Source organism: Halomonas korlensis, assembly GCF_900116705.1.
Lineage (GTDB): Bacteria > Pseudomonadota > Gammaproteobacteria > Pseudomonadales > Halomonadaceae > Halomonas > Halomonas korlensis.
Map to the genome: position 1 here is coordinate 123,675 of NZ_FPBP01000008.1, position 25,312 is coordinate 148,986.

The 25,312-nt window shown below is 63.5% G+C and carries 23 protein-coding genes and 1 riboswitch; of the genes, 12 read left to right on the top strand and 11 right to left on the bottom strand.

The window, feature by feature from the left end:
• Positions 1-4 precede the first annotated feature (4 nt).
• The 5 genes from BM341_RS11905 to BM341_RS11920 form a co-directional block, all read right to left on the bottom strand.
• Entirely contained in the window at positions 5-1,429 is a 1,425-nt protein-coding gene (locus BM341_RS11905) for an SLC5/6 family protein (RefSeq protein ID WP_089796206.1), read from the bottom strand.
• Positions 1,419-1,541, bottom strand: a riboswitch (TPP riboswitch). Its footprint overlaps the gene before it by 11 nt.
• Before the next feature lie 241 nt (positions 1,542-1,782).
• Complete coding sequence (locus BM341_RS11910) at positions 1,783-4,902, bottom strand: DEAD/DEAH box helicase (RefSeq protein WP_089796209.1); 3,120 nt, start codon at positions 4,900-4,902, stop codon at positions 1,783-1,785.
• 120 nt (positions 4,903-5,022) lie between these two features.
• Complete coding sequence (locus tag BM341_RS11915) at positions 5,023-6,732, bottom strand: sensor domain-containing diguanylate cyclase (protein ID WP_089796211.1); 1,710 nt, start codon at positions 6,730-6,732, stop codon at positions 5,023-5,025.
• Positions 6,733-6,738: 6 nt separating this feature from the next.
• A complete protein-coding gene (locus BM341_RS19255) occupies positions 6,739-6,885 on the bottom strand; it encodes a hypothetical protein (RefSeq protein ID WP_175507856.1) in 147 nt (48 codons plus the stop codon).
• A gap of 269 nt (positions 6,886-7,154) precedes the next feature.
• Positions 7,155-7,742 (bottom strand): peroxidase-related enzyme, encoded by a 588-nt coding sequence (locus BM341_RS11920; RefSeq protein ID WP_089796213.1) that lies wholly within the window; start codon positions 7,740-7,742, stop codon positions 7,155-7,157.
• 58 nt (positions 7,743-7,800) lie between these two features.
• Between BM341_RS11920 and BM341_RS19260 the strand changes: the two genes are divergently transcribed.
• The 3 genes from BM341_RS19260 to BM341_RS11935 all read left to right on the top strand — a co-directional run bounded on the left by BM341_RS19260 (position 7,801) and on the right by BM341_RS11935 (position 8,714).
• The gene (locus BM341_RS19260) at positions 7,801-7,923 is read left to right on the top strand and encodes a BBE domain-containing protein (protein WP_175507857.1); all 123 of its coding nucleotides are present in this window, start codon (positions 7,801-7,803) and stop codon (positions 7,921-7,923) included.
• A gap of 223 nt (positions 7,924-8,146) precedes the next feature.
• Complete coding sequence (locus BM341_RS11930) at positions 8,147-8,377, top strand: AbrB/MazE/SpoVT family DNA-binding domain-containing protein (protein WP_089796215.1); 231 nt, start codon at positions 8,147-8,149, stop codon at positions 8,375-8,377.
• Positions 8,367-8,714 carry a type II toxin-antitoxin system PemK/MazF family toxin gene (locus BM341_RS11935; RefSeq protein WP_089796217.1) on the top strand — a complete coding sequence of 116 codons (348 nt, stop codon included), beginning with the start codon at positions 8,367-8,369 and terminating at the stop codon, positions 8,712-8,714. The genes BM341_RS11930 and BM341_RS11935 overlap by 11 nt, the downstream gene beginning before the upstream one ends.
• Before the next feature lie 83 nt (positions 8,715-8,797).
• Here the strand turns inward: BM341_RS11935 and BM341_RS11940 are convergent, their stop codons facing one another.
• Entirely contained in the window at positions 8,798-10,297 is a 1,500-nt protein-coding gene (locus BM341_RS11940; protein WP_089796219.1) for a CoA-acylating methylmalonate-semialdehyde dehydrogenase, read from the bottom strand.
• A 326-nt stretch (positions 10,298-10,623) separates the two neighbouring features.
• On the opposite strand from BM341_RS11940, the gene BM341_RS19005 reads away from it, so the two are divergent.
• Positions 10,624-11,604, top strand: coding sequence for a hypothetical protein (locus tag BM341_RS19005; protein WP_139233004.1), 981 nt, complete (start codon positions 10,624-10,626; stop codon positions 11,602-11,604).
• A gap of 70 nt (positions 11,605-11,674) precedes the next feature.
• Here the strand turns inward: BM341_RS19005 and BM341_RS11955 are convergent, their stop codons facing one another.
• From BM341_RS11955 to BM341_RS11975, 5 genes are all read right to left on the bottom strand, one after another.
• A complete protein-coding gene (locus tag BM341_RS11955; protein ID WP_089796225.1) occupies positions 11,675-13,150 on the bottom strand; it encodes a protein adenylyltransferase SelO in 1,476 nt (491 codons plus the stop codon).
• Positions 13,151-13,241: 91 nt separating this feature from the next.
• Complete coding sequence (locus tag BM341_RS11960) at positions 13,242-14,507, bottom strand: TRAP transporter large permease (protein ID WP_089796227.1); 1,266 nt, start codon at positions 14,505-14,507, stop codon at positions 13,242-13,244.
• Positions 14,504-15,070, bottom strand: a complete 567-nt coding sequence (locus BM341_RS11965; protein WP_089796228.1) for a TRAP transporter small permease — start codon at positions 15,068-15,070, stop codon at positions 14,504-14,506. Before BM341_RS11965 ends, BM341_RS11960 begins: the two co-directional genes overlap by 4 nt.
• Positions 15,071-15,085: 15 nt before the next feature.
• Positions 15,086-16,069 (bottom strand): TRAP transporter substrate-binding protein, encoded by a 984-nt coding sequence (locus tag BM341_RS11970; protein ID WP_089796230.1) that lies wholly within the window; start codon positions 16,067-16,069, stop codon positions 15,086-15,088.
• Between the two features lie 98 nt (positions 16,070-16,167).
• The gene (locus BM341_RS11975) at positions 16,168-16,842 is read right to left on the bottom strand and encodes a GntR family transcriptional regulator (protein ID WP_089796232.1); all 675 of its coding nucleotides are present in this window, start codon (positions 16,840-16,842) and stop codon (positions 16,168-16,170) included.
• Between the two features lie 189 nt (positions 16,843-17,031).
• Between BM341_RS11975 and dctP the strand changes: the two genes are divergently transcribed.
• From dctP to BM341_RS12015, 8 genes are all read left to right on the top strand, one after another.
• Complete coding sequence (gene dctP / locus BM341_RS11980; RefSeq protein ID WP_089796234.1) at positions 17,032-18,051, top strand: TRAP transporter substrate-binding protein DctP; 1,020 nt, start codon at positions 17,032-17,034, stop codon at positions 18,049-18,051.
• A gap of 77 nt (positions 18,052-18,128) precedes the next feature.
• Positions 18,129-18,647: a TRAP transporter small permease subunit gene (locus BM341_RS11985; RefSeq protein ID WP_089796236.1), complete on the top strand. Its 519-nt coding sequence runs from the start codon at positions 18,129-18,131 to the stop codon at positions 18,645-18,647.
• Between the two features lie 2 nt (positions 18,648-18,649).
• Positions 18,650-19,978, top strand: a complete 1,329-nt coding sequence (locus BM341_RS11990; protein WP_089796238.1) for a TRAP transporter large permease — start codon at positions 18,650-18,652, stop codon at positions 19,976-19,978.
• Positions 19,979-19,994: 16 nt separating this feature from the next.
• A complete protein-coding gene (locus BM341_RS11995; RefSeq protein WP_089796240.1) occupies positions 19,995-21,365 on the top strand; it encodes a malonyl-CoA decarboxylase in 1,371 nt (456 codons plus the stop codon).
• Complete coding sequence (locus BM341_RS12000) at positions 21,362-22,879, top strand: malonate--CoA ligase (protein WP_089796242.1); 1,518 nt, start codon at positions 21,362-21,364, stop codon at positions 22,877-22,879. The genes BM341_RS11995 and BM341_RS12000 overlap by 4 nt, the downstream gene beginning before the upstream one ends.
• 65 nt (positions 22,880-22,944) lie before the next feature.
• Positions 22,945-23,547, top strand: coding sequence for a 2-hydroxychromene-2-carboxylate isomerase (locus BM341_RS12005; RefSeq protein ID WP_089796244.1), 603 nt, complete (start codon positions 22,945-22,947; stop codon positions 23,545-23,547).
• Between the two features lie 80 nt (positions 23,548-23,627).
• On the top strand, positions 23,628-24,359 hold the full coding sequence (locus tag BM341_RS12010; protein WP_089796246.1) for a haloacid dehalogenase type II: 732 nt from the start codon (positions 23,628-23,630) through the stop codon (positions 24,357-24,359).
• Positions 24,360-25,307 (top strand): D-2-hydroxyacid dehydrogenase family protein, encoded by a 948-nt coding sequence (locus tag BM341_RS12015; protein WP_089796248.1) that lies wholly within the window; start codon positions 24,360-24,362, stop codon positions 25,305-25,307. It abuts the gene before it with no gap.
• Positions 25,308-25,312: the final 5 nt, after the last annotated feature.

Sequence of the window (25,312 nt, forward strand, 5' to 3'; positions counted from 1 at the left end):
GGCGTCAGCTCCGCTCTGTGGTGGAATTAGGGGTGCTGGAATGAAGAACGACGGATTGAGGGGCGGGTCGCCACCAGGCGATCAGCAGGCTGACCAGGGTCGAGGCCAGCAAGGCGCCCAGAAACGGCGCGAGCGTCGGCACGCCGGCCGGAAAGCTCGCCGCCAGCACGCCGGCGCCAAGACTGCCCTGGGCGATCCAACCGGGCAGGATGGCGCCCAGCATACCCGCCACGCCGCCCGCCACCGCGGCCAGCGGGCTCATGCGCGGCCAGAGCCCCAGCAATACCGGCACGATGATGGCGGCACAGAGCAGATCGGCGATCAGGAAGAGTCGCAGCACCGAGTGGCCCTGCAGCGCCACGATCACCACCGGGATCATCAGCACCACCGTGGCCAGGCGGGCTGCGGTGATCGACAGACCCCGCTTGCCGGAGCTCGCCACCACCAGCGAGGCGATGCCGCTCTGCAAGCTGTCGACGCTCGAGACCACCAGCGAGACCGCCAGCACCAGCGCCGGCAAGGCCAGCCACTCGGGCGCCGCGGCCAGCAGGGCGAAGAAGGGAATCGGTGGCTCGCCCAAGGCCAGGCCGCTCATCGCGGCGAGCATGCCGAGGCCCCCGACCACTGCCACCACCACCACGGTAATGCCGCTGCCCAGCCAGGCCCCGTGCGCCAGCGCACGGTCGTCGCGCGCCGCCCAGACGCGCTGCCAGTAGCCCTGGTGAAAGAGGTTGGCCGCGGTGACGGCGATCACCAGCGTCAACGCCACACTTAGCGCGCTGCCCACGGGGATCGACGGCATGGTGACGTCCGCCGGCATCGCCGGCAGCCGGGTCAGCGCCACGCCGCCGACCAGCGCCAGCAGGGCCAGCAACAGCCAGGCCTGCCAACGGTCGGTCGCCAGACTCGCGCGCAGACCGCCGATTGCCGTATAGACCAGCGTGGTCAAGGCGACCCCAATGACCACCAGCGACGGCGGTACATCAGAGAGCAGCGCGGTAATCGAGCCGATGGCGGTGAGCTCCGCGGTTAAAAAGCACGCCATGTAGAGGACCGAGACCAGCGACACCCAGCGGCGCACCCCGGCGCCGTAGCACGCCTCGGAAAACTCACCGATGCTGCGTCCTTCGGGCAGATGACGGCGGATGGCGGGACCGTAGCGGGCCAGCACCAGCAGTGGCAACGCCGAGCCGATGGCGTAGCCGGCCAGCGCCAGCGGGCCGACGAAGGCACCGATCTCGGGCGGCGCGAAGAGGATCCAGGCCCCCATGCCGGAGGCCAGGAACGATAGCCCCAGGGTCGAGGCGCTCTGGGAGTTGCGGGCGGTGATGTAATCGTCGAGGGGGCCATCGGCCCGGCGGGCCTTGAGGCCCAGGAAAGCAAAGCACAGCAGCGCCGCGCCGAGCACGGCAGACGTCAGGTAAGGCATGTCGCACTTCCTCCGCCGGTATGAACCGGATCAGGTTCCAGGGTCGGCGCCTTGCGGCACCCTCTCAGCCCCCCTCGTCATGCGACGAGGCGGGACTCCCCTGGCGACAATGAATGGATTGTGGGATTGAAGCTCACGTTGCGGCCAGCGGGGCCGACATAACGTTCAATCCATGAGGATGATATACCAACGCCCGCCCATGAACGACCACCGGCGCCGGAAAACTCTCGCCGCCCTATACCTAAGCCAAGGAATATGCCTTGGGCAACCAGTCCGTCAGAAAGGAATTCTCGTTAAAAAGAGGGCTGGTGAGCATGGTTCATGCCGTTGTGATCATTTGGACCGCACCTGAACTATGCCGGCCTCGCCTCCTCGAAAAGCTCTGCAGGTATTGGATACTCGAGCTCCCAGGTCATGGCGATGGGGCGGTCTCCCTGATAGCTCTTCAGCGCCTTGGCCGGTCCCAAGAAAATAAAAGGCGCCGTCTCTCCATCGATACGCTTGGTGAGCCGAGCGAAGAACAAGATGGTATAGCCGCGCTCTTCGAAATGGAGATAGTTTTGGCCGGTACCGCTGAACTGAGTGGTATTCGACTGGCTCTCCCAGTGCAGCAGCGTTCGGCTAATGGGGTAGTCGCGATAGCGCGTGGTGGGAGAAAAATCACGCTCGTCCTTCTGGAAGGTTACCAAGTGAATGTAGGTGCGAAGTTCGCTAGCGTGAATCACACCCAGCCCGGTCGACCCTGGCTTCTCCAGGCTGGCCAGGCCTAAAGCCGCCTTGATCTCGGCGGTGCCGTAGTCAGCATGTAGCTGAAGCCCGCAGTCGAACGGTAGATCGTCGAGAGAATGTAGCGGCACCCGCTGATGGGCTCGCCGCCAGACGGCAATCTCTGCAGCATCGGCCGCCACACTGGGGTTGGCACGCCACTTCTGCAGAGATTGCTGGAGGCTATCGACGCCAACCAGACCGCCCTTCCGGCCCCACAAGAGATAGTGCAGCGCCGTCTGCTGCGCGACGTCGTAGCGCTCCATGGTTTCCTGAACGCTGCTATCCAGGCGGCCGAGAGTTTCGACGGCCGAGAGCAGCTCAGGATCGCTCCGCAAAGCGATACGCGGTAGCGCCTTTCTGGCTTGCGTGAGGTCCGGGTCGTTGGGGGAAGCTTCTCGGTAGGCCATTGCCTTCCATTCTGACCAACTACGCCTGGCCAGGAGTTGCAAGGGAGGCAGCCCAGTGACTTCGATAAAGCGCCCGAAGGTCAGAGGCTGACCAACTTCTTGCTGCCATGTCCGGATCGCTTCGGGAATAAAGTGATTGAGATCGGCAAGCACCGACCGAATTTTAGCCAGCACACGCTCTCGTGCCACACGCTCAAGCTGAATGTTGCAACCCGGTGGCAGACTCGGGAAGTCGGCTTCGACTTCCCGATCCAGCCGCTGGCGCTGTCTCGACAACAGTGCGGTGAACTTGGTATCAAGGCGGTAACGGCGATGGGTCTGCCCCACAAAATCGAGCACGGTTAGACAGTCTTTACCCGGCGCGTGGCGAAGACCACGCCCAAGTTGCTGCAAGAATACCGTGAGGCTCTCGGTGGGCCTTAAAAACATCACCAAATTAATATCAGGAACATCCACTCCCTCACTAAGCACATCGACGGCAAACAGAAAGGGCAACCGGCCTTCGCGAAAGTCGCGCAACCGCTCATTTCGGACATCAATTGGCGTGCTACCCAGCAACACCGCCGCAGAGTAAACTCCGCCAATACTATTGAAACACCGCGCCATATACTCGGCGTGCCGAACACCAACACAGAAGCCGATCGCACGTACGCCGGTCAAGTCCGGCTGATAACGCTGAAGCGCTTGCAAGACGGTGTCGACCCGCTGGCGGGCACGAAAGTCGTCTCCGGTCAGCAGGTTCTCCAACTGACGAGCGTCATAGCGCCCATTACGCCACAGGCTGTCGTCGCTGAGATCGATGCTATCGCTCACCCCGAAGTAGTGGAAGGGACATAGCAGCTTCTCTTCCAGCGCCTCAGGCAAGCGAATCTCGGCGGCAAAGTCACCATCGAAGTCCGGAAGAATGCTGCTGCCGTCCATCCGTTCAGGCGTCGCCGTCAGCCCCAGCAACACCATCGGTTTTAAGTCCTCGAGCAGCACCCGATAGCTACTGGCGGCCTCATGGTGAGCCTCATCAATTACCACATAGTGAAAGTGCTCTGCTCCTAGCCATTCCCAGGGACACTGCCGATTCAGCGTCTGCACCGAGGCGAACAGGTGGCAGTGCTCGGTGGGTGTTTGATCACCCACCCAGAGTTCACCGAAATTCTGGTCGCGCAACACGGTGCGGAAACAGGCCTGAGCCTGTTCCAGAATCTCCTTGCGGTGGGCCACAAATAAAAGCGACACCCGACGCCCTTCACGCTCGCAGACATCTCGATAGTCCAGCGCCGATATCACGGTTTTGCCGGTGCCGGTGGCCGCCACGACCAGGTTTCGAAATGAGCCGCGCTGACGTGCTGCTTCCAAAGCTTCCAAAATTCGCAACTGAAAAGGCCGCGGCGTAATCTCGGCAAAGAACGTTGCCCCTCGCTGGTCGCGCTCCTTGTGCGCGGCGATCGCCTTTCGAAACCGCGTGAAATCCTCCTGGGCATAGGGTTCGAACTCGTCGTTCTCCCAGTAAGCAGAAAACTCAGCCGTAAAGCAGTCTAGAATATGTCCCATATCCTGTGCAGTGACCTTGACTGTCCACTCTAGCCCCTGGGTCATCGCCGAGTGGGACATGTTCGCTGAGCCAATATAGGCGGTGGAATAACCACTGTTACGCTTAAAATGATAGGCCTTGGCATGTAGGCGGGTGCCACCGGTGTCATAGGAGACACGCACGGTGACGTTGGGCTGCTGGGACAGCCATTCCAGCGCCGTCGGGTCGCTGGCGCCCATGTAGCTGGTAGAGATAAGGCGTACGGGTATGTTCCGCTCGGCCAGCCGCTCAAAGGCCGGCATTAACAGGCGCAGGCCTGACCATTTGATGAATGAAATCAGAATATCGACGCTATCCGCCGTTGCCATCTCCGCACGCAACTCATGTTCTAGCGGCGGGTCATGCCCTAACCCCGTCAATAACGCGCTAGTAGTGAGCGGAGTATCGGGTCGCGGTAATGGCTCGCCGGTACCGCTGAGTTCAGTCAGAACTGGCTTGTCTGTGCTGAGCAGTCTATTGCGGATTAGATAATCGAGCCCGTCGGTGGCCGAGAGCAGATCAATGATGCGATTCAAAAGGGGAAGCCGCTGCTGAGGGTCTACGATTCTCAGCGCACGATGCAGAAGCTGACCAATGAACTGTGAGTAGGCATGCGGCACTGCCTCATCGTCGATCGCACGCAGCACAGGCTTAAGCTCGGGGTAGGCCTGCAATTGTCGATTGAGCTCTTCATCAAGCAACCGCTCATAAACACCTGCAGGTAGCTGATCCATTCAATGCTTTCCTGGTCATCTGGAAGATAATACTTTCTTAGAGCAACGTACCACTCGTTTGGTCTACTCGGCCAACCCTTAACAACACCAAGCATTTAATGCCATGTATCGTGAGTCACCTCACGACTCGGAAATAATTGAGCGCGTCACCACCCGATTGCGGTGGCGCTCCTTGGCTTCGTACATGGCCTGGTCGGCTTGCTGGTAGAGCGTCTGGGCATCGGTGACTTGGGTAAAGTTCTCGCAGGCGACAAGGCCGAAGGAGGCCGTCACGACGCCATGCTGCGAGCCGCGATGTTCGATGCCCAGCCCTTCCAGGGCACGACGGAAGCGCTCCAGAGCGGCCTGGCCTTCCACGCGAGCATCGCTTTCCAGCATCAACGCGAATTCCTCACCGCCGAGGCGAAAGAGCCGGTCGCCGGCGCGGCGGAAGTGGATGTTGAGTAGCGCAGCGACCTTCTCGAGCACGACATCGCCGGCCCGATGGCCATAGGTGTCGTTGTAGGCCTTGAAAGTATCGATATCCATGACCGCGAACAGTAGTGCCCGACCGTGGCGACGCCGCCGGTTGAGTTCCTCATCGACAAGTGCCTCGAACTGTCGGCGATTGAGCAACCCGGTGAGCGGGTCGGTGTGCGACACGATCTCCAACTGCCGATTGGCTTGCTCCAATTCTCGGGTGCGCGCGTGTACCTGGGCCTCGAGTTGCTGATTGTGGGAGCGCTGCATCTCGTGGGTGACCCGTTCGGCCGCCAGCTTGTCGTTCTTGAGCTGATTGATCTTCCAGGCCAGGCCCAGGGCCAACAACAGAAACTCGATGCCCGACCCCGCCTGGACGGCGTACTCGGTGACAAGGTTGTAAGGCAGTACGCCTGCCACCCGCAAGAAATACAGCGTAATGCCGACCAGCAGCACGCTCCAGGCCACCAGATATACCCTGGCCAGGATGTCGCGGTGCCAGCTTCGCCATACCGCCACACCCAGCAGCATGCCGCTCAGCATGATGGCGGCGGGAATCATCAACCGGAATACCGGGGCGTAGTGCCCCTGCAAGGCCGGCAAGGCGCTCACGAGGCATAATCCCGCCAGACCCACCAGCACCCGAGCCAACCGGGGAGCATGACGCCCCAGGTCCAGATAACTGTTACTGAAGATGGCGAGGGTGACGGCGAACAACCCAATGTTGAGTGGTATCAGTTGATTGTTGAAGGTCGGCCAGCGCGGCCACCAATACTGGAAAGCGAAGCCGCGAGAGGAAAACATCAGCACGAAGAAGACGCTGAGGTAGAGCACGTATAGCAGCAGCGGACGCTCCCGGGTGACAACATAGAGCAGCAGGTTGAAGACCAACAGCGCCAGCAGCGCCCCGAAGTAGAGGCTGAAGGCCATCAGCTCGCGCTGGGACTTGGCGAGAAAGCTGGCATCGTCCATCAGGTAGAGCGGCGTAGCGTCGAAAAGTCCGTCGTGCGTGTCCAGCCGTAAAACGACGCGGCGAGTCTCGCCCGGCGGCAACGGTATCGACATCACAAAGGTGCGGTGGACGATCGGACGGGAATCGAAGGCGCGCCGATCGCCGGTCTGCCACTCGCGGACGAACTCACCATTGGCGTCGACCAACCAGGCATCCAGATAGTCATGCAGCGGCATGGCCAGCTCCAGCAGCCGCCTCACCGGTTCCGACGTAGTATTTGTCAGCTCGAACTGCAGCCACCAGGCGGATGAGGAAAAGCTGAAGTTGATGGCCTGCTGCTCGGATGGCTGCCAGGGCAAGGCGTCGCCTCTCGCCAGCAGCGTGTCGATGTCGAGCTCCCGAGCGGGGTCCTCCAGCAACGCAACTCACGGCCCGAGATTGAACTCGCCGGGCACCTCTATGACATCGATGGCGGCCGACGCCGGCAAGGCGACAAGACAAAGCATCGCGAGACAGCCGTCGCGCAGCAGGCTATCCAGCCGCTGACGGAAGAATGACAAGTAACAGGTCAAGCACCCTCCACGGCCGCAACCCTACGATTACCGGACTTTAGCAGCTTTTTCTAATGTCGGGTCAGTCAGCCTACAACGCACCTCAATAACGCCCACTAAGCAGGTACAACGACATACGCAAGCGGCCTCGCCTCTTGCGAGGCGGGACCGCTTTTTTACGACTTGTTCTGTCGTCAGTCCATCGCGATAAGGCTGTAATGCCACTGGAGACGTTGTGGGGCTCGAGCCAGCAGGAGGTGATGGTCTTAACCGGCGGCAAGACAGGGTCGCTAACTGTCTCGCGGCACTCGCCCCATCAGATAGAACTCTTCATTCGGCGGTGTGCCGGCCAGAGTAACCAGGCGGTTGGACATGCCGAAGAAGGCGGCGATGGCGCCGATGTCCCAGATATCCTCCTGGGTGAAGCCGACCTCGAGCAGGCGGGTCTGCCACTCATTGGTGAGCTCTCCAACTTCCAGGCCGCTGTAGAAGGCGAAGTCGAGCATCACTCGGTGGCGCTCACTGAGACCCGCCACGCGGTGGTTGACCGCCACCTGATCCGCCAACAAAGGGTCCTTGCTGTAGATGCGCACCAGCGCGCCGTGGGCAACCACACAATACAGGCAGTGATTCCGGGCGCTGGTGGCTACCACGATCATCTCCTTCTCCGCCTTGGTCAGGGTGTCGGACTCGCGCTCCATCAAGGCGTCGTGGTAGGCGAAGAAAGCGCGAAACTCATCCGGTCGGTGGGCCAGCATCAGGAAGACGTTGGGCACGAAGCCGGCCTTCTCCTGCACCGCCAGCATGGCGTCGCGAAGATCCTCGGGCAGGTCCTGGATCGATTCGGGAAGGGGAAAACGGCTGATCGGGGTAGTCATGGTGGCTCCTGGGCGTCATGGACAAATAGCGACTCGACTTCCAGTTAACGTTAACGTCATGCCACTGTCCATAGCACCTGTGGCGCAGCCCTCGCCACTGTTTTCCGGGTGGGAGGGCTACGAACGGCTCGCCAGGATCAAGGCACGGTTCGACCCGCAGAACCTCTTTCACCTGCACTAGCAAATAGTGCCGGCCTGACTCGGCGGCGAAAGAGGCCATCGTTCATTGACATAGAACGCCCCCCGCCTCGGCAGAGACAAGGGGCGTCGTAGCTCCCTGAAGCGAAACACGCAGCAAGCTGGTGCAGTTGGAGGATTCGCACCGAGGAAGAGCGTCTCATTGTGCTGCGCCGCAGCGCCAGCTAGTATTACCGTATTACTCCTTGATAAGGAGGGCTATCACCATGCCCACGGCAACCAGTCGGCTTACCAGCAAATACCAGGCCACCATTCCCGGCATCGTGCGCAAGGCACTGGGTCTGCACGCCGGCGATGCGATCAGCTTCGAAATCGAGGATGGTGAGATTCGCCTGCGCAAGGCCCGCCCCATCGACCTGGCCTTTACAAACGCCGTCGAGGGAACCCTGAGCGAGTGGGAGTCAGACGTCGACGAGGAAGCCTTCCGTGAGCTTTGAGGCTTTCGATGTCGTCGTCGTCCCTTTTCCCTTCACCGACCGATCGACTACCAAACGCCGACCGGCGCTGGTCCTCTCCTCGCTCGACAACTTCAATCGGCCAACCGATCACGTCGTGCTGGCGATGATCACCAGCGCCAGGAACTCCACCTGGCCACTGGATACCGAGATCCAGGATCTCGATGCCGCAGGCCTACCCGCTTCTTCCATCGTGCGCATGAAGCTCTTTACCCTAGATGCACGTCTGATCATCCGCCAGGCTGGTCGACTTGAGCAGGACGATCGACACCGAGTGATCAGAGCCCTGAAAGCCCTGATGCCAGCCATCGACCAGTAACGCGATGCTCACGCGCAACGGCCCCGCCTCTTCCGAGGCGGGGCCGCGTTTCCTGCGATTGGCTCAACGCCAGTGCCTCGACGTCAGTGCATCGAGATGGTGCTGTTGATGCCGCTGGAGACGTTCTCGGGCTCGAACCAGCGGGCGGTGACGGTCTTGGTCTGGGTCCAGAAGGCAATGGCCTGCTTGCCATTGGGCCCCAGGTCGCCAAGCTTGGAGCCGCGCGAACCGGTGAAGCTGAAGTAGGCCACCGGCACCGGGATCGGCACGTTGATGCCCACCTGGCCGACATCGATATCGCGCTCGAAGCGCTTCGCCACCCAGCCGGAATTGGTGAAGATCGAGGTGCCATTGCCGTTGGGGTTGGCGTTCACGAAGGCGATCGCATCACTGAGGGTATCGACGCCGGCCACGCAGAGCACCGGACCGAAGATCTCCTCGCGGTAGATCGTCATCTCGGCCGTCACGTCGGCGAACACGGTGGGTCCGACGAAGTTGCCGTCCGGGTAGCCGTCGACCTGACAGCCGCGGCCATCGAGCATCAGGCGGGCCCCCTCCTTCTCGCCGACATCGATCAGGTGCTCGACGCGCTCCCTGGCCTGCGGCGAGACCAGTGGGCCGAGGTCGGCATCGCGCTGGGTGCCGGGGCCGACCGTCATCTGGCGCGCGCCCTCGACGAGCTCGTCAAGCCACTGGCGGGCCTCGCCGACCAGCACCACCACCGAGTTGGCCATGCAACGCTGGCCGGCGGCGCCGAAAGCCGACCCCAGCAGATTGTTGATCGCCTGGCTGCGGTTGGCATCCGGCATCACCACGCAATGATTCTTGGCGCCCATCATCGACTGCATGCGCTTGCCCGCGGCGGCGGCGCGGTTGTAGAGCAGCGTGCCGACATGGGTCGAGCCGATGAATGACAGCGCCTTGATGTCCGGGTGATCGGCGATCTGGTTGGCCACCTCCGGCCCGCCGTGCACCACGTTGAGCACGCCCGGCGGAATGCCGGCCTCATGGGCCAGTTCGACCAGGCGCATGGTCGAGCTCGGGTCCTGCTCGGAAGGCTTGAGCAGGAAGGTATTGCCGGTGGCGATGGCCAGCGGGAACATGAAGCAGGGCAGCATGATCGGGAAGTTGAAGGCGGTAATCCCCGCCCCCACGCCCAGCGGCTGGTTGAGGGTATAGACATCGATCTCGGTGCCGGCATTCTCGGCCAGCTCGCCCAGCTGCAGCGAGGTGATCGAGCAGGCATGCTCTACCACCTCCAGGCCACGACCTACTTCGCCTTCGGCGTCGGGCAGAGTCTTGCCGTGTTCCTCGGTGATCAGCGCGGCAAGCTCGGCGGTGTTGTCGCGGATCAGCGCCTGCAGCTTGAGCATGATGCGCATGCGCTTGCCGAGCGGCACCTTGCGCCAGGTCTTGAATGCCTCCTTGGCACTGGCCACGGCGCGGTCGACCTCCTCGGCGGTGCAGAACGGCACCCGGGCGACGACTTCCTGGGTGGCCGGGTTGATCACGTCGCGCCAGTCCTGGCTCTGCGACGGGACGGACTGGCCGTCGATAACCATAGGGATTTCGCGAACGGACATAGTGGCGTGCTCCTCTCTCGTGATCTTGTCAGGTACTGGCGGAAGCACATCTAGGGCTTTCTCGCCTGTCTTGATGCCATTGGACATCGTCCAGCGGTATTCGATTGTAAATGACCGCCGGCAGAAGGTCAGATGGTATCGAGTTTATCTAAGCGTAGGATAGCCAGACGATCAGCACTCGAGGGTTGGCAGCGAAGATGGTCAGGCTCACGACCGGCGATCAGCAGATGCAGCACCAGCAAGACACCCAGGCGAGAATCGTCACGAGTATGACCTACCTGGGCGGTAGCTGAGATAGTCTTGCCCTAAGTACCCAAGACAGGAATATGGGATATTTACTATTTCTTACGAATATCGGTATTTCACCTTTAAATAACCAAACAAAAAATACAAAAAACGCCATTAACACTTTTCCTCTTACAAAGATAGCGACTAACTTAACGGGAACATGCCTTGTTTTGGTTTACACCAAACTGGGTATGCCCCTTCATCGATCAATGCGCTTGATTAAACAACTTCTAAAGGAGTTAGAAATGTTTAAAAAGCTGCTAATCACATCGGCAATATCAGCTGCTCTCGCTACTGCATCGACTGGCTCAGCCTTGGCGCAACAAGGTCAGCAGTGGGATGACAATCAGCGGTACCAACAGCAGCACCAGGATCAGCATTGGCGCGACCAGGACCGCGGCCAGTCCGGTCAGGGCCGCCAAGACGACCACTGGCAGGACCAGGATCGTAGCCGGTACAACCAGGGCCGGCAGGACGACCGCTGGCAGGACCAGGATCGCGGCCAGTACAACCAGGGCCGGCAGGACGATCGCAGGCAGAACCAGGATCGTGGCCGGTACAACCAGGGCCGGCAAGACGACCGCTGGCAGCAAGATCGCGACCAGTACAACCAGGGCCAGCAGGACGATCGCTGGCATGACCAGTCGCGAGGTGGCTCGCAACAGCGCGGTTCGGACGAGCGTGGCCAACAACGCGACCTGACACCGCAAAGCGTTTTCCTTCAAGGCTACATGGAAGGCAGAGAGGAAGGCTTGCAGGAAGGTGCCATAAGAGGCTATCGCCAAGGCTTTGCTGAAGGTCTTCGGGAGGCAGAGCGTGACCAGAACAATGGCCAGGAAAGCCGACAAGATCGCAACCAGCAGGGTGGCACAAGCCAGAACCAAAGGCCCGGCACGCAAGATCCGGCGGGGTTACTGAGAGAGAATCAGGATACCGACGATATCGAAGAGGACGAGGCGAACATCACCCCACAGGAGGACCTTGAAGAGGAAGACGAAACGGAAACTGAAACGAACTGATTGAGCATGGCAGTCAAGGCCAAAAGGAGCGGGCTTGCTCCTTTTGGCTGACACGACATTCGAGACGGCTTCAAGTCCCGCAAAAGGTCCGAAACACCCGCTCGTCAGGCGCCGCCGGCCGGGCATAGGCCTCGCGTCCGGTTTGCGGTTCGAAGGGATCGGCGAGCACCTCGCGTAGCGTCTCGAAGGGCGCGAAGTCATCCGCCTCCGACGCTGCGACGAGCGCCTCCTCGACCTTGTGGTTGCGCGGTATATAGAGTGGGCTCACCGTGCGCATGCGCGAGGCGATCACCGCCCCGCCCGACAGCTCCAGCGTCGAGCGCTCGCGCCAGCGCGACAGCCAGTCGTGAATCTCGCCGGGGTTGTCGAACAGCGCGACGAGCGACGCATCGTTATCGGCTTCCGCCACATCGGCGAGCTGGCGGAACGTCAGGGTGAAATCGGCATGGCCGTGATGCATGGCCTCGAGCAGATCATCGACCAGGGCACGATCGCCGGCCTCCTCACGCTCGAGCCCCAGCTTGGCGCGCATGATCGCCAGCCATTCGGCCTCGTAGACATCGGGATAGGCCTCGAGCAGCGCCGTAGCGGGCGCGATGGCGCGCTCGGGGTCTTCCTCGATCAACGGCAGCAGGGTCTCGGCGAGACGCGCAAGATTCCACTGGATTATCCACGGCTGGTTGGCGTAGGCGTAGCGCCCGCCTTCGTCGACGGAGCTCAACACGGTGCGCGGATCGTAGGCCTCCATGAAGGCGCAGGGGCCGAAGTCGAGCGTCTCGCCGGAGATCGACGTATTGTCGGTATTCATCACACCGTGAATGAAACCCAGGCCCATCCACTTGGCCACCAGTGCCGCCTGGCGCGCCAGCACGGCCTCAATGAGCGCCAGATAGCGCTCGCCACCGACGAGGGGCGAGAGCTCAGGGTAATGCCGTTCGATGGCCTCATCGGCGAGAATCCGCACCGCCTCGGTATCGCCACGGGCGGCGAAGTACTGGAAGGTCCCCACGCGCAGATGACTCTTCGCTACGCGGGTCAGCACTCCACCCGGTTCGGCCATCCGCCGGAAGACCCGTTCGCCGGTGGTCACGGCGGCAAGCGCGCGGGTCGCCGGTACGCCCATGACATGCATCGCCTCGCTGACCAGATATTCGCGCAGCACCGGCCCCAGCGGGGAGCGGCCATCGCCACCCCGGGAAAATGGCGTACGCCCGGCCCCCTTGAGCTGGATATCGCGCAGTTGCCCGTTGCGGTCGATGACCTCGCCAAGCAGCACCGCACGCCCATCGCCCAGCTGCGGCACGAAATTGCCGAATTGATGCCCCGCATAGGCCTGAGCCAGCGGCTCGGCCCCGGGCGGTACCTGGTTGCCGGAAAACCACTGGGTCGCCTCGGCCTCGTCGTAGGCATCGAGATCGAAACCCAGTTCCTCCGCGAGGGGCCGGTTGAAGGCGACCAGCCTTGGGGCCGCGACCGGCACGGGGTCGAAGCGCTTGAAGAGGTGCTCCGGCAGGCGAGCGTAGCGCAAGATGAAATCAGGAAACATGGCTCCTCCAGTCGAGGCTGCGCGGGCGCAGCATGCACTCGTCAAAAACCAAGTACTCGTCAAAAACCAAGTATATGACTCAACTTTAGGTTTATCGACCGATGAAGGCTGTGGTCAACCAGGGCTGCCAGGCCAGCAGCACCAGGGTGGCAAGACTCGCCACCAAGAACGGCAGGAGCGCGCGAAAGATACGCAGCGGCGGCGTGCCGGTCATCGACGAGGCGATGAACAACCCCGCCCCCACCGGTGGCGTGAGCAGGCCCAGCACCAGCGTCAAGCAGACGACCACCCCGAACTGGTAGGGGCTGATGCCGAACTGGCCCTGGGCGATCGGCAGCAGGATCGGTACCACCAGGATCAGCGCGGCGATGCCATCGATGATCATCCCCACCAGCAGCAGCACCCCGATCAGCAACAGCAGAAAGGCGAAGGGGTCGGTGGTCAGCGCGGCGATCCAGGCCGCGGCCAGTTGCGGCAGCCGCTCGTAGGTCACCACCCAGCCGAAGACGCCGGCGGCGGCGATCAGCATGATCACCAGCCCCGCATTGACCGCGGTGCGCCTGAGCACGGTGGGCAGCATCGTCCATTTCAGGTCGCCGTAGAGAAAGCGCCCCAGCAGCAGCGCCGCCAGCGAGGCCAGCGCCGCCGACTCGGTCGGCGTGGCCAGCCCCAGCAGGATACCGCCGATGATGATCAGCGGAATCGCCATCGCCGGCAGGCCCATCCGCAACGCTCGCCGCCCTTCTTCGCGGGTCGGCCAGCGCCCCTTGGGATACTGCTGCACCAGCCCGACCACGGCGATAGTCAGGAAGAACGCGACGCCCAACAACAGCCCGGGCAGGATGCCGGCGAGGAACATCTCGGCGATGGGCACCTGGGCCATCACGCCGAACAGCACGAACAGCATCGAGGGCGGCAGGATCGGCGAAAGCAGCCCACCAGCGGCGGTAACCGCGGCGCTGAACGGCCGGTCGTAACCTTCGGCCTCCATGGCCGGCACCATGGCCCGCGACATGATGGCGATCTGCGAGGCGGCCGAGCCGATAATCGCCGCCATCATCATGTTGGCCACGAGATTGATGTAGGCGAGCCCGCCGCGGAACCCACCGACCAGCAGCCGCGCCAGGTCGATCAATCGACGGGTCACTCCACCCTCGTTCATCAGCTCGCCGGCGAGCATGAACAACGGGATCGCCAGCAGCCCGTAGCTCTCGATCGCCCCGAACAGCTGCTGGGGGTAGGAGGCGAAGAGCACGCTATTGCCCGAGCTCTGGATATAGAACATGGCGGTCAGCGCCAGCACCAGCGCGATCGGCACCGCGCCGAGCAGTAGCACCGCAAACACCACCGCCGTCATGACGAGGCATCCGGCGGGGTCGCACCGTCACGCGAACCGGGCAACCCGCGCAGTGCGCCCACCAGGTTGACCAGGCCGTGGACGCTCAGCGAGAGCGCGAACCACGGCACCACCAGCCACACCCAGAACTTGGCGATACCCAGCGTCGAGGTGGTCTCGGCGTAGATGAAGTTGAACGTCTCGGCCTGGAAGGCCTGCACGTCGAAGCCGGCGCGCGCCAGCGCCAGCGGCTGGTACCAGCGCCAGCAGAACCAAAGCAGCAGCAGCGCGAAGGCCAGCACCGCGGCGTCGACTCCTGCCGTCAAGACGCGACGCGCCGGCCGCGGCAGTACATCGCTGAGCAGCGTCACGGCGACTCCCTGGCGGCGCTTGAGCACCACCGAGGCGATCAGGAAGGTCATCCAGACCATCGCGTAGATCGACAACTCGCTGATCCAGTAGAGCGGGCTGCCGGCGGCCCGAAAGGCGATATTGGTCAGGATCAGCAGGGTAATCAGCGCCGCCAGTGTGGCGGCGCTTAACTCCTCGAGCCGGGCGAGCCGGTCGGATAGACGGGACAGCATCGGCTCACCGCACCCCTACTCGCGCAACTGGTCGGCCTGTTCGCGCAGGTCCTCGAGCATCGGCGCCTTGTCGGCCCATACGCTTTCCCATTCTGCGATGGCCTCGGAGAAGAACTCGGCGTCGGCTTCGACGATCGTAAGGTCGAGCTCGCGGATCTCGGCTTCCTGGTCGGCGTCCTTCTGCTGGAAACCGGTGAGCACGTTCTCCAGATGCTCCGACATCGCGGTCTCGATCATCTCGCGGTCCTGCTCGGAGAGCTCACTCCACACCCGACCGGATACTACCCCGACCATCGGGAACATCATGTGGTTGGAGATCAGCAGGTGGTCGGCTTGCTCGTAGAATTTGAGGATCAGGATCGAATCGAAGTCCATGTCGATGGCGTCGACCTGGCCGTTGGCCAGCGAGTCGTAGACCTCGAGCAGCGGCATCGGCGCCGGCGCCGCCCCGGTGGCGGTGTAGAAGTCACGGATCGGCTCGAACGGGGTGATACGCAGGCGCAGCCCCTCGAGATCCTCAGCGGTTTCGATGGGCTCGCGGCTGAGCACCTGACGCATGCCGACCATCCCGTAACCCAGCCCCACCATGCCTACGCCCGCCGGCATCAGTTCGAGCAACTCAGCCGCCGTCTCGGAGCGCAACAGCCGCGCGGCGTGGTCGACGTCGTCCACCAGATAGGGCGCGTAGAGGGCACCGAAGTCGGGAATGCGGTTGGAGATTTCAGCGATGGTCAGGAAGGCCATATCCAGCGCGCCGGTCTGCAGCTGCTGGACCATCTGCGCCTCGTTGCCCAGTTGCTGGGCCGGGAACACGCTGACGTTGTGCTCGCCATCCGAGCGCTCGGCCAGGGTCGCGGCGAAGGCCTCGGCCTCAGTGGACCAGAGATGCTGCGGCGGGGTGATCAGCCCCAGGCGAAAGTCGCGTGCCTGGGCAGAGAGCGTCGAAGCGGCCAGGGCGGCAGTCGCCACGGCGAGGGTGAGCGTCTTGATGCGGTTCATGGGTGCCCCTTGTCGATCCAGCATTGGCGGGCCGGTCTGCGGCCGTTGTCGTTATCCGGGACAAGAGAGTACCGCAGGCGACGCGTTGATGGCAGCCTTCAACCGGACAGGGTCAGGGCACCATCGAGCTTTCGAACGCTGGACACGAAGTCGCTGAAGCGCTCGCCCTGGATCAGCACGTGCTCGCGTATCCGCCGCTCCGCCGCCTCGTCATCGCCGGCCTCGATGGCCGCCAGGATCTCGCGATGCTCGGCCAGCGAGTTGCGCATCCGGTGGCGGACCTGCAGCTGCAGGCGACGGTAGGGCTTGAGCCGCTGCTTGAGCTGGTTGGCTTCGCTGGCCAGGAAACCATTGTGGCTCGCGGCATAGATGGCCAGATGGAAGCTCTCGTTCTCGTAGTAGTACTCGTCGGTATCGCCGGCCTCGGCCGCCGCCTCGCAGCGCGCCATCGCCTGCCTCAGCTCGCCGAGCTCTTCCCTGGTGGCGCGCCTGGCCGCCAGCCGGGCGCACATGCCCTCGAGCTCGGCCATCACCTCGAACATCTCGATCAACTGGTCGAGCCCGACGCGGGCCACGAAGGTACCCCGCTTCGGCATCACCGTGACCAGGCCGCTGGCCACCAGCTGCTGGATCGCCTCGCGCACCGGGGTCCGCGACACCTCGAAGTCGCGGCACAGGGCGAGTGGCTCGAGACGTTCGCCGGGGACCCGACGACCATTGATGATGTCGTCTTCCAAGGCATCGCGGAGTCGCTGGGCATTGGATCGTTTCATGCCATAACCCTCTTTTTTCCCTGAATTTTTCTTTATTGTCGGCGACGAAGTTGCGACTTATGTCTAGCCCCGCAACATTGACACTAGTATAGCCAGGGGTCTAATGATGTATACATCAGCATCGCTGATAGACATTTGTCCCCACAAGAACAGATTTCGCGTCACAAGAACAACGTATTTGGAGATACTATGAATCGTACACTCACGCCGAAACGCACACTTACGCCCGCCATCGCTACCTTGACCCTCGCTGCCATTGCGTTCAGCAGTGCCGCCTCGGCCGAGACCGTCCTGCGCGCGTCCCACCAGTTTCCCGGCGGCCAGGGTGACGTCCGCGACGAGATGGTGCAGATGATGGCCAAGCACGTCGAGGATTCCGGCGCCGATCTGAAAATCGAGGTCTACCCCGGCCAGTCGCTGTTCAAGGCCGACGAGCAGTGGGGCGCGCTGGTACGTGGCCGTCTCGACATCACCGCCCTGCCGCTCGATTACGCCAGCGGACGTCACCCGGAATTCTCCGCGACCCTGATGCCCGGTCTGGTGCGCAACCACGAGCACGCCCAGCGCCTGAACGACTCCGAGTTCATGGACATGATCAAGGAGGTCATCAACGAAGGCGGCGCCCGCGTGCTGGCCGACGCTTGGCTTGCCGGCGGCTTCGCCTCCAGCGAGCGCTGCATCACCTCGCCGGATACCGTTGAAGGGCAAAGCATGCGTGCCGCCGGCCCGGCCTTCGACGAGATGCTTGAGACCGCCGGGGCTTCGATCGCCTCCATGCCCTCCTCCGAGATCTACACCGCCATGCAGACCGGCGTGCTCGACGGTGCCAACACTTCCTCGGGCTCCTTCGTCTCCTACCGCATCTACGAGCAGGTCACCTGCCTGACCGAGCCCGGCGAGAACGCCCTGTGGTTCATGTACGAACCGATCCTGATCTCCGAGCAGGTCTGGCAGGACCTCACCGAGGAGCAGCAGCAGGCGCTGACCGAAGCCGGCCAGGCCGCGGAAGAGTACTTCGCCGCCGAAGCCGCGGGTCTCGATGACACCATGGTCGAGGTGTTCAAGGAGAACGGCGTCGAGGTGGTCAGCATGTCCCAGGAGGACTACGACGCCTGGCTCGAAGTGGCCAAGGAAAGCTCCTACAAGACCTTCGCCGAGAACGTCGAGAACGGCCAGGCCCTGATCGACGCCGCCCTCGCGGTGGAATGATCACGTGTCAATAAGGCAGTAACCGACACTGGCCGCCCCTTCACCGGGGCGGCCATCCCGTCTTATCGGAGGGCCTCATGGAACACTCCCGCACTGATGCCACGACGCCCGGTGGGCTCGTTGGTGGCTACATTCGCCTGATGGATAAACTCTCCCGCCTCACCGCCTATCTCGCCGCGGCACTGTTCATCGCCGGGGTGATCGTCGTGTGCCAGATGGTCTTCGTGCGTTACGTGCTCGGCATGAGTTCGAGCTGGCAGACCGAATTCACGATCTTTTCCGTGACCGGCGCCATGCTGCTCGGTAGCCCCTATGTGCTGATGACCGGCGGGCACGTCTCCATCACCCTGCTGCCGGACGCCATCGGCGGCGTGATCGGAACCGTGATGCGGCTCGTCGCGGCTCTGTTCGGGCTGGGCTTCTGTCTCGCCCTGGCCTATGCCTCGTGGATCTACGTTCTCGAGGCCTGGCATGGCGGCTGGACCACCGGCACCGTCTGGAATCCGGTCCTGTGGCCGGCGCTGCTTCCCATGGCCGTGGGGGCCACTCTTCTGACACTGCAATACGTCGCCGAAATCCTGCGCGGGGGGAACTGATCATGGATCCTGTTACAGCCGGCATTTTCGTCGCCGTCGGGCTGGTCGTGCTGATGGCCATCGGCACGCCGATCGCCTTCGCACTCGGCGGCATCTCGCTGATTGCCCTGGTCTCCGACCGCGGCGTATCCGAACTGACCTATTTCGGCGAAACCTTCTTCGATCGCATCGCGGAATTTGGCTTCGTCGCCATCCCCATGTTCATCCTGATGGGCGCCGCGGTGGCCTCATCGCCTACCGGGCGTGACCTCTACCGCTCGCTGGACCTGTGGCTGGGCAAGCTGCCCGGCGGCCTGGCGATCTCCAACATCGGCGCCTGCACCGTATTCTCGGCGCTCTCCGGCTCCTCGCCGGCGACCTGTGCGGCCATCGGCAAGATGGGTATCCCCGAGATGCGCAGTCGTGGCTATCCCGATGGCGTGGCCGCAGGCTGTATCGCTGCGGGCGGCACCCTGGGCATCCTGATTCCGCCCTCGGTGACCATGATCATCTACGGCATCGCCACCGAAACCTCGATCGGGCGCCTGTTCATCGCCGGCGTGGTCCCGGGTTTCATGCTCGCCGGGCTGTTCATGATCTGGACGCTGATCGCCTGCAAGATGGCTGGCGGCTACAACAGCCCCAATCCGGTCGCCGAGGCCGCCGCGAAAATGAAGGCCAACGTGGAGGGCAACCTGCGCGCCCTGGTCCGTGTGCTGCCCTTCCTCGCCGTGGTCGCAGGCATTCTTTTCGCGCTCTACGGCGGGGTCGCCACGCCGTCCGAGGCCGCCGGTGTCGGCGCCTTCTTCTGTGTGGCGCTGGCCATCCTCGTCTACCGCATGTGGCAGTTGAAGCCGCTCAAGCTGATCATGCGCGACGCCTTGCGCGAGAGCGTGATGATCATGCTGATTATCGCCGCGGCCGAGGTCTTCGCCTATGCGCTGTCGTCGCTGTACATCACCCAGACCGTGGCCGGCGGCATCGCCGACCTGGAGGTCAACCGCTGGGTGCTGATGGGCATCATCAATGTCTTCCTGCTGGTGGCGGGCTTCTTCCTGCCCCCGGTGGCGGTGATCGTGATGACCGCGCCGATCCTGCTGCCGATCATCCTGGCCGCGAACTTTGACCCGTACTGGTTCGCCGTCATCCTGACCATCAACCTGGAGATCGGCCTGATCACACCACCGGTGGGACTGAATCTCTTCATCATCAACAGCATCGCACCCGACATCTCGCTGCGTGACGTGCTGATGGGCAGCCTGCCCTATGCCCTGTGCATGGTGCTGGGTATCTTGCTGCTGTGTTTCTTCCCGGGGATTGTGACCTGGCTTCCCAACCTCATCATGGGCTGAAGGAGTCACTGACACCATGAACATGACCTTCCTGCAAGAGATGTTCAACTCCATCACCCAGCGCGACGCCCTGCGGCGTCGCCGCCAGGGTGACGCGGAGACGACGGACCACACCCAGCTGTTGAAGGCCTGCCGGGCGCTGCTGGAAAGCGACGGCGAGGCCTCCAGCATTGCCCTGGCCAGCCGGGTGTTGGCCATGTTCAACCGCCTCGACGAGACCCAGGAGGTGCGCTTCTTCGAGCGGCTGGCGACGGATTTCGCCGCCGACCCGGCCGCGATCGACGCGGCCTACAAGGCCTATCAGCACCACCGTGACAATGCCAGCCTGCAGGCGCTGTTCGAGGCCTGCGAGCCGCGCCGCCAGGAGCTGTTCCGGCGGCTCAACCTGGCCCCCGACGGCACCTATGAGCTGGTGCGCATGCGCGAGGACCTGCTCAGGCTGATGCGGGAGAAGCCAGGCCCTGACAAGAGCGAGCTTGCCGGCATCGATGCCGACTTCGCCCACCTGTTCGGCTCCTGGTTCAATCGCGGCTTTTTGATGCTCAAGCGCATCGACTGGAACACCCCGGCCTCGATCCTCGAGAAGATCATCCGCTACGAGGCGGTTCACGAGATCCAGGACTGGAACGACCTGCGCCGGCGCCTGGACGCCCGTGATCGCCGCTGCTTCGGCTTCTTCCACCCGGCGATTGGCGACGAGCCGCTGATCTTCGTCGAGGTGGCCCTGCACAAGGGGCTGCCCAACAAGATCCAGCCGATCCTCTCCGGTGAGCGCCACGAGATCGAGGACCCCGAATCCGCGGACACCGCGGCCTTCTTCGGCATCAGCAACTGCCAGACCGGCCTGCGTGGCATCTCCTTCGGTAATTTCCTGATCAAGCAAGTGGTGCAGGAGCTCAAGCAGGAACTGCCTCTGCTCAAGTACTTCGTCACGCTTTCACCGGTCCCGGGCTTCGGCCCTTGGCTTGCCGAGCGACGCGACGACGACAGCCTGCCCGACTCGGTGCGCAAGAGCCTCGCCGAGCTGGAAGATCCCGACTGGCACCGCGACCCCGAACGCGCCGACAAGCTCAAGTCGGTGATCAAGCCGCTGGCCGCGCGCTACCTGGTCGACGAGAAGAACGCCCGTGGCCAGCCGCTCAACCCGGTCGCCCGTTTCCACCTCGGCAACGGTGCCGAGCTGCACCGCATCAACTGGCTGGGCGATGTGTCGAAGAAGGGCCTGAAGCAGGCCGCCGGCCTGATGGTCAACTACCTCTACGTGCTCGACGACATCGAGCGCAATCATGAGAATTATACCGCCAACGCCACCGTGGCCCGTTCAAGCGAGGTCAAGGACCTCGCCCGCAAGGCCAGGAAGCTGGCCAAGGGAGAGAACACAAAATGAATCACAACCTCTTCGCCACCTTCGCCCGGCGCATGCAAGCGCGCGGCGATGCCGATTTCATCACCACGCGCGAGGGCCACGCTTACTCCCACGCCGAGGCCCTGGCCGCCACGGCGCGCCTGGCCGGCGCCTTGACCGAGCTGGGTGTGACGCCGGGCGACCGGGTCGCGGTCCAGACCGACAAGAGCCCCGAGGCGATCCTGCTCTACCTCGCCACGCTGCGCGTGGGGGGCGTCTACCTGCCGCTCAATACCGGCTACACCGGGGACGAGATTCGCTACTTCCTCGGCGACGCCGAACCGGCGCTGTTCGTCTGTCGGCCCGGCAATGTCGAGGAAGCGCGCAAGATTGCCACCGAGAGCGGCTGCCCGGCAGTGGAAACGCTCGGCAAGGCCGCCGACGGCAGCCTGATGGAGGTCACCGAGCAGGCCGCGCCCCACGACGACATTGCCCCGCGCGAGCCCGACGACCTGGCGGCCATCCTCTACACCTCAGGCACCACCGGGCGCTCCAAGGGCGCGATGCTCACGCACCGCAACCTGGGCTCCAATGCCGAGGCGCTGGTGGCATTCTGGCACTTCAGCGAGGACGACCGGCTGATCCACGCGCTGCCGATCTTCCATACGCACGGCCTCTTCGTCGCCTGCAACGTCACCCTGATGGCCGGCTCGAGCATGCTCTTCCTGCCCAGGTTCGACGCCGACGTGATCTTCGAAGAGCTGCCCCGTGGCACCGTGATGATGGGCGTGCCGACCTTCTATACGCGTCTGCTCCAAGACGATCGCCTGACGCCCGAGGTGACCGCCAACATGCGGCTGTTCGTCTCCGGCTCGGCGCCGCTCACTGCCGAGACCCACCAGGCCTTCGAGCACAAGACCGGCCATGCGATTCTCGAGCGTTACGGCATGACCGAAACCAACATGAACACCTCCAACCCCTACGACGGCGAGCGCCGCGCGGGCACCGTGGGCGTGCCGCTACCCGGCGTCGAGTTTCGCATCACCGACCGCGAGACCCACGAGCCCGTCCCCCAGGGCGAGATCGGCATGCTCGAGGTGCGCGGCCCCAACGTCTTCATCGGATACTGGCGCATGCCGGAAAAGACCCGCGAGGAACTGCTGGAAGACGGCTTCTTCGTCACCGGCGACCTGGCGATGGTCGACGAGCGTGGCTATGTGCACATCGTCGGGCGCGACAAGGACCTGGTGATTTCCGGCGGCTACAACGTCTACCCCAAGGAGATCGAGCAGGTCATCGACGAACTCGATGGTGTCTTCGAGTCCGCAGTGATCGGCGTGACGCATCCCGACTTCGGCGAGGGCGTCACCGCCGTGGTGGTCCCCAAGGAAGGCGCGGATCTCGACGAGGCCAAGGTGCTGGGCTTTCTCGACGGCAAGCTGGCCCGGTACAAGCAGCCCAAGCGGGTCCTCTTCACCGACACCCTGCCGCGCAACACCATGGGCAAGGTCCAGAAGAACCAGCTGCGCGAACAGTTCAAGGACATCTATCGCTGAGCGACAAGCTTCCCTCGCCATCTCTCCCGATGCAGGAGAGATGGCCTCCCTGCCGGAGCCACCCCATGGCCAAGCGCATCACCTATTGCTTCACTCCCGTCTCGCCCTGGACCTACCTCGGCCACGCCCGGCTCGGCGAAATCGCCGCCCGCCATGGCGCCACGATCGACTATGTGCCGATCACCTTGAGCGCCATCTTCCCCAGGACCGGCGGCCTGCCATTGCCCAAGCGCGCCCCCGAGCGCCAGGCCTACCGAATGGCCGAGCTCAAGCGCTGGCCGCGTCTGCTCGGCATCCCCCTCAACGTGGAACCCAAGCACTTCCCCACCGACGACCGCCCGGCGGCCCGTCTGGCGCTGACCGCCAAGGCGCAGGGGCATGACATCGCCGCGCTCACTCTGGCCATGCTGCACGCCACCTGGGCCGAGGAGCGCGACATTGCCGACCTCGACACCCTGAGCGCGATCGCCGATGCCAATAGCCTCGACGGCGCGGCCCTGCTCGCTGCCTCGGAAACAGATCAGGGCCAGCAGCGCCTCGAGGCGGCCTGCGACCAGGCCCTCGCGCTAGGCTGCTTCGGCTCGCCGTGGTACGACCTGGACGGCGAACCCTTCTGGGGCCAGGACCGCCTCGACCTGCTGGAGAAGAGCCTGGCTGGCGAACTCTGACGCCACTACGTCGCCGGCGTTGTTGGGTTGGCCGGTTTGCGGCCACAATCAAGGCCTGTACCTTTCATGGAGAGCCCGTGATGTCCCCACTTCCCTCCGGCCTGGCTGATGTCAGGGCCTTGACCTTCGATGTCTTCGGCACCGTAGTTGATTGGCGCAGCAGCGTGATCCACGAGGGCGAGGCGCTCGGCCGTCGCTATCAGTTGGCGGTAGACTGGGCCGCCTTCGCCGATGCCTGGCGAGGAGGCTACGCCCCGGCCATGGACCGGGTGCGCCGGGGTGAGCTGCCCTGGACGCGCCTGGATCAGCTGCATCGAATGACCCTCGACCGGCTGCTCGATGACGTCGGCATCGCCGAGCGACTCGATGAGGCCGATAAGGAACACTTCAATCGCGTCTGGCATCGGCTGACGCCCTGGCCGGACTCGGTGGCCGGTATGCAGCGCCTGCGCCAGCGCTTCATCCTGGCCTCGCTCTCCAACGGCAACATGTCGCTGCTGGTCAACATGGCCAAGCATGCCGACCTGCCCTGGGACTGCGTACTTTCGGCGGAGCTTGCCGGCCACTACAAGCGCGACCCCGAGGTCTATCGCATGGCCGCGGGCCTGCTCGACCTCGAACCGGGGCAGATCATGATGGTTGCCGCCCATCAGGACGATCTTCAGGCGGCCCATCGCGAGGGCTTTCGTACCGCCTTCGTGATGCGCCCGCTCGAACACGGCCCGGACGCCGAACCGGACCTGAGCGCCGATCCGTGTTTCGACCTGGTCGCCAGCGACTTCCACCACCTGGCCGACCAACTGGAGTGCTGAATGCAGATCGTGATCCCCGACGATTATCAGAACGCTGTCCCAACACTCGCGGCCTTCGCCAAGCTCGAGGGTCATGAGGTCAGGGTCTTCCATGACACCGTCAGCGACCTCGACACCCTGGCCGAGCGTTTCGCCGCTGCCGAGGCCCTGGTGCTGATCCGCGAACGCACCTCGATTACCGAAGCGCTGCTCGCCCGCCTGCCCGAGCTGAAGGTCATCAGCCAGACCGGCGGGGGCATCGCCCATATCGACCAGGCGGCCTGCCAGCGTCACGGCGTCACCGTGCTGGCCGGCACCGGCTCGCCCCATGCGGCGGCCGAGCTCACCTGGGGACTGGTGCTGGCCGCCATGCGCCACATCCCCGAAGAGGTCGCCAATCTCAAGGCCGGCCGCTGGCAGCGCACCCTGGGCACCGGCCTGAAGGGGCGCACGCTGGGCATCTTCGGTTATGGCAAGATCGGCAAGCTGGTGGCCGGCTACGGCCAGGCCTTCGGCATGGAGGTGCTGGTATGGGGTCGCGACAGCACTCGTCAGCGCGCCGCCGAGGCCGGCCTGGAGGTCGCCGAGAGCCAGCAGGCGCTGTTCGAGCGCGCCGACGTGCTGAGCCTGCATCTTCGCCTCAACGACGAGACGCAGGGCATCGTCACCGCCCGGGATCTTGCCGCCATGAAGCCCACGGCCTTGCTGGTCAATACCAGCCGCGCGCCCTTGATCGCCGCCGGCGCCCTGGAGGCGGCGCTGCGCCATGGCCGGCCCGGCCAGGCGGCGGTGGACGTCTTCGAGCAGGAACCGGTGATCACCCACCCCCTGCTCGAGCTGCCCAACCTGCTGGCCACCCCGCACCTGGGATATGTCGAGAAGGACAGCTACGAGCTCTACTTCGGCGACGCCTTCGACAACCTCTTGGCGTTCGACACGGGAAAGCCGATCACCAACCTTGCCGGGTGAGTCCG

Excerpts from the sequence above, each read along its gene's own strand:
- BM341_RS11975 (WP_089796232.1), bottom strand. The coding sequence starts at position 16,842 with ATGAAACGATCCAATGCCCAGCGACTCCGCGATGCCTTGGAAGACGAC.
- BM341_RS11940 (WP_089796219.1), bottom strand. The coding sequence starts at position 10,297 with ATGTCCGTTCGCGAAATCCCTATGGTTATCGACGGCCAGTCCGTCCCG.
- BM341_RS19260 (WP_175507857.1), top strand. The coding sequence starts at position 7,801 with ATGCCACTGTCCATAGCACCTGTGGCGCAGCCCTCGCCACTGTTTTCC.
- BM341_RS12010 (WP_089796246.1), top strand. The coding sequence starts at position 23,628 with ATGTCCCCACTTCCCTCCGGCCTGGCTGATGTCAGGGCCTTGACCTTC.
- BM341_RS11995 (WP_089796240.1), top strand. The coding sequence starts at position 19,995 with ATGAACATGACCTTCCTGCAAGAGATGTTCAACTCCATCACCCAGCGC.
- BM341_RS19005 (WP_139233004.1), top strand. The coding sequence starts at position 10,624 with ATGGGATATTTACTATTTCTTACGAATATCGGTATTTCACCTTTAAAT.
- BM341_RS11905 (WP_089796206.1), bottom strand. The coding sequence starts at position 1,429 with ATGCCTTACCTGACGTCTGCCGTGCTCGGCGCGGCGCTGCTGTGCTTT.
- BM341_RS11910 (WP_089796209.1), bottom strand. The coding sequence starts at position 4,902 with ATGGATCAGCTACCTGCAGGTGTTTATGAGCGGTTGCTTGATGAAGAG.
- dctP (WP_089796234.1), top strand. The coding sequence starts at position 17,032 with ATGAATCGTACACTCACGCCGAAACGCACACTTACGCCCGCCATCGCT.
- BM341_RS12000 (WP_089796242.1), top strand. The coding sequence starts at position 21,362 with ATGAATCACAACCTCTTCGCCACCTTCGCCCGGCGCATGCAAGCGCGC.
- BM341_RS11970 (WP_089796230.1), bottom strand. The coding sequence starts at position 16,069 with ATGAACCGCATCAAGACGCTCACCCTCGCCGTGGCGACTGCCGCCCTG.
- BM341_RS11960 (WP_089796227.1), bottom strand. The coding sequence starts at position 14,507 with ATGACGGCGGTGGTGTTTGCGGTGCTACTGCTCGGCGCGGTGCCGATC.
- BM341_RS12005 (WP_089796244.1), top strand. The coding sequence starts at position 22,945 with ATGGCCAAGCGCATCACCTATTGCTTCACTCCCGTCTCGCCCTGGACC.
- BM341_RS11985 (WP_089796236.1), top strand. The coding sequence starts at position 18,129 with ATGGAACACTCCCGCACTGATGCCACGACGCCCGGTGGGCTCGTTGGT.
- BM341_RS11990 (WP_089796238.1), top strand. The coding sequence starts at position 18,650 with ATGGATCCTGTTACAGCCGGCATTTTCGTCGCCGTCGGGCTGGTCGTG.
- BM341_RS12015 (WP_089796248.1), top strand. The coding sequence starts at position 24,360 with ATGCAGATCGTGATCCCCGACGATTATCAGAACGCTGTCCCAACACTC.
- BM341_RS11965 (WP_089796228.1), bottom strand. The coding sequence starts at position 15,070 with ATGCTGTCCCGTCTATCCGACCGGCTCGCCCGGCTCGAGGAGTTAAGC.
- BM341_RS11930 (WP_089796215.1), top strand. The coding sequence starts at position 8,147 with ATGCCCACGGCAACCAGTCGGCTTACCAGCAAATACCAGGCCACCATT.
- BM341_RS11920 (WP_089796213.1), bottom strand. The coding sequence starts at position 7,742 with ATGACTACCCCGATCAGCCGTTTTCCCCTTCCCGAATCGATCCAGGAC.
- BM341_RS11955 (WP_089796225.1), bottom strand. The coding sequence starts at position 13,150 with ATGTTTCCTGATTTCATCTTGCGCTACGCTCGCCTGCCGGAGCACCTC.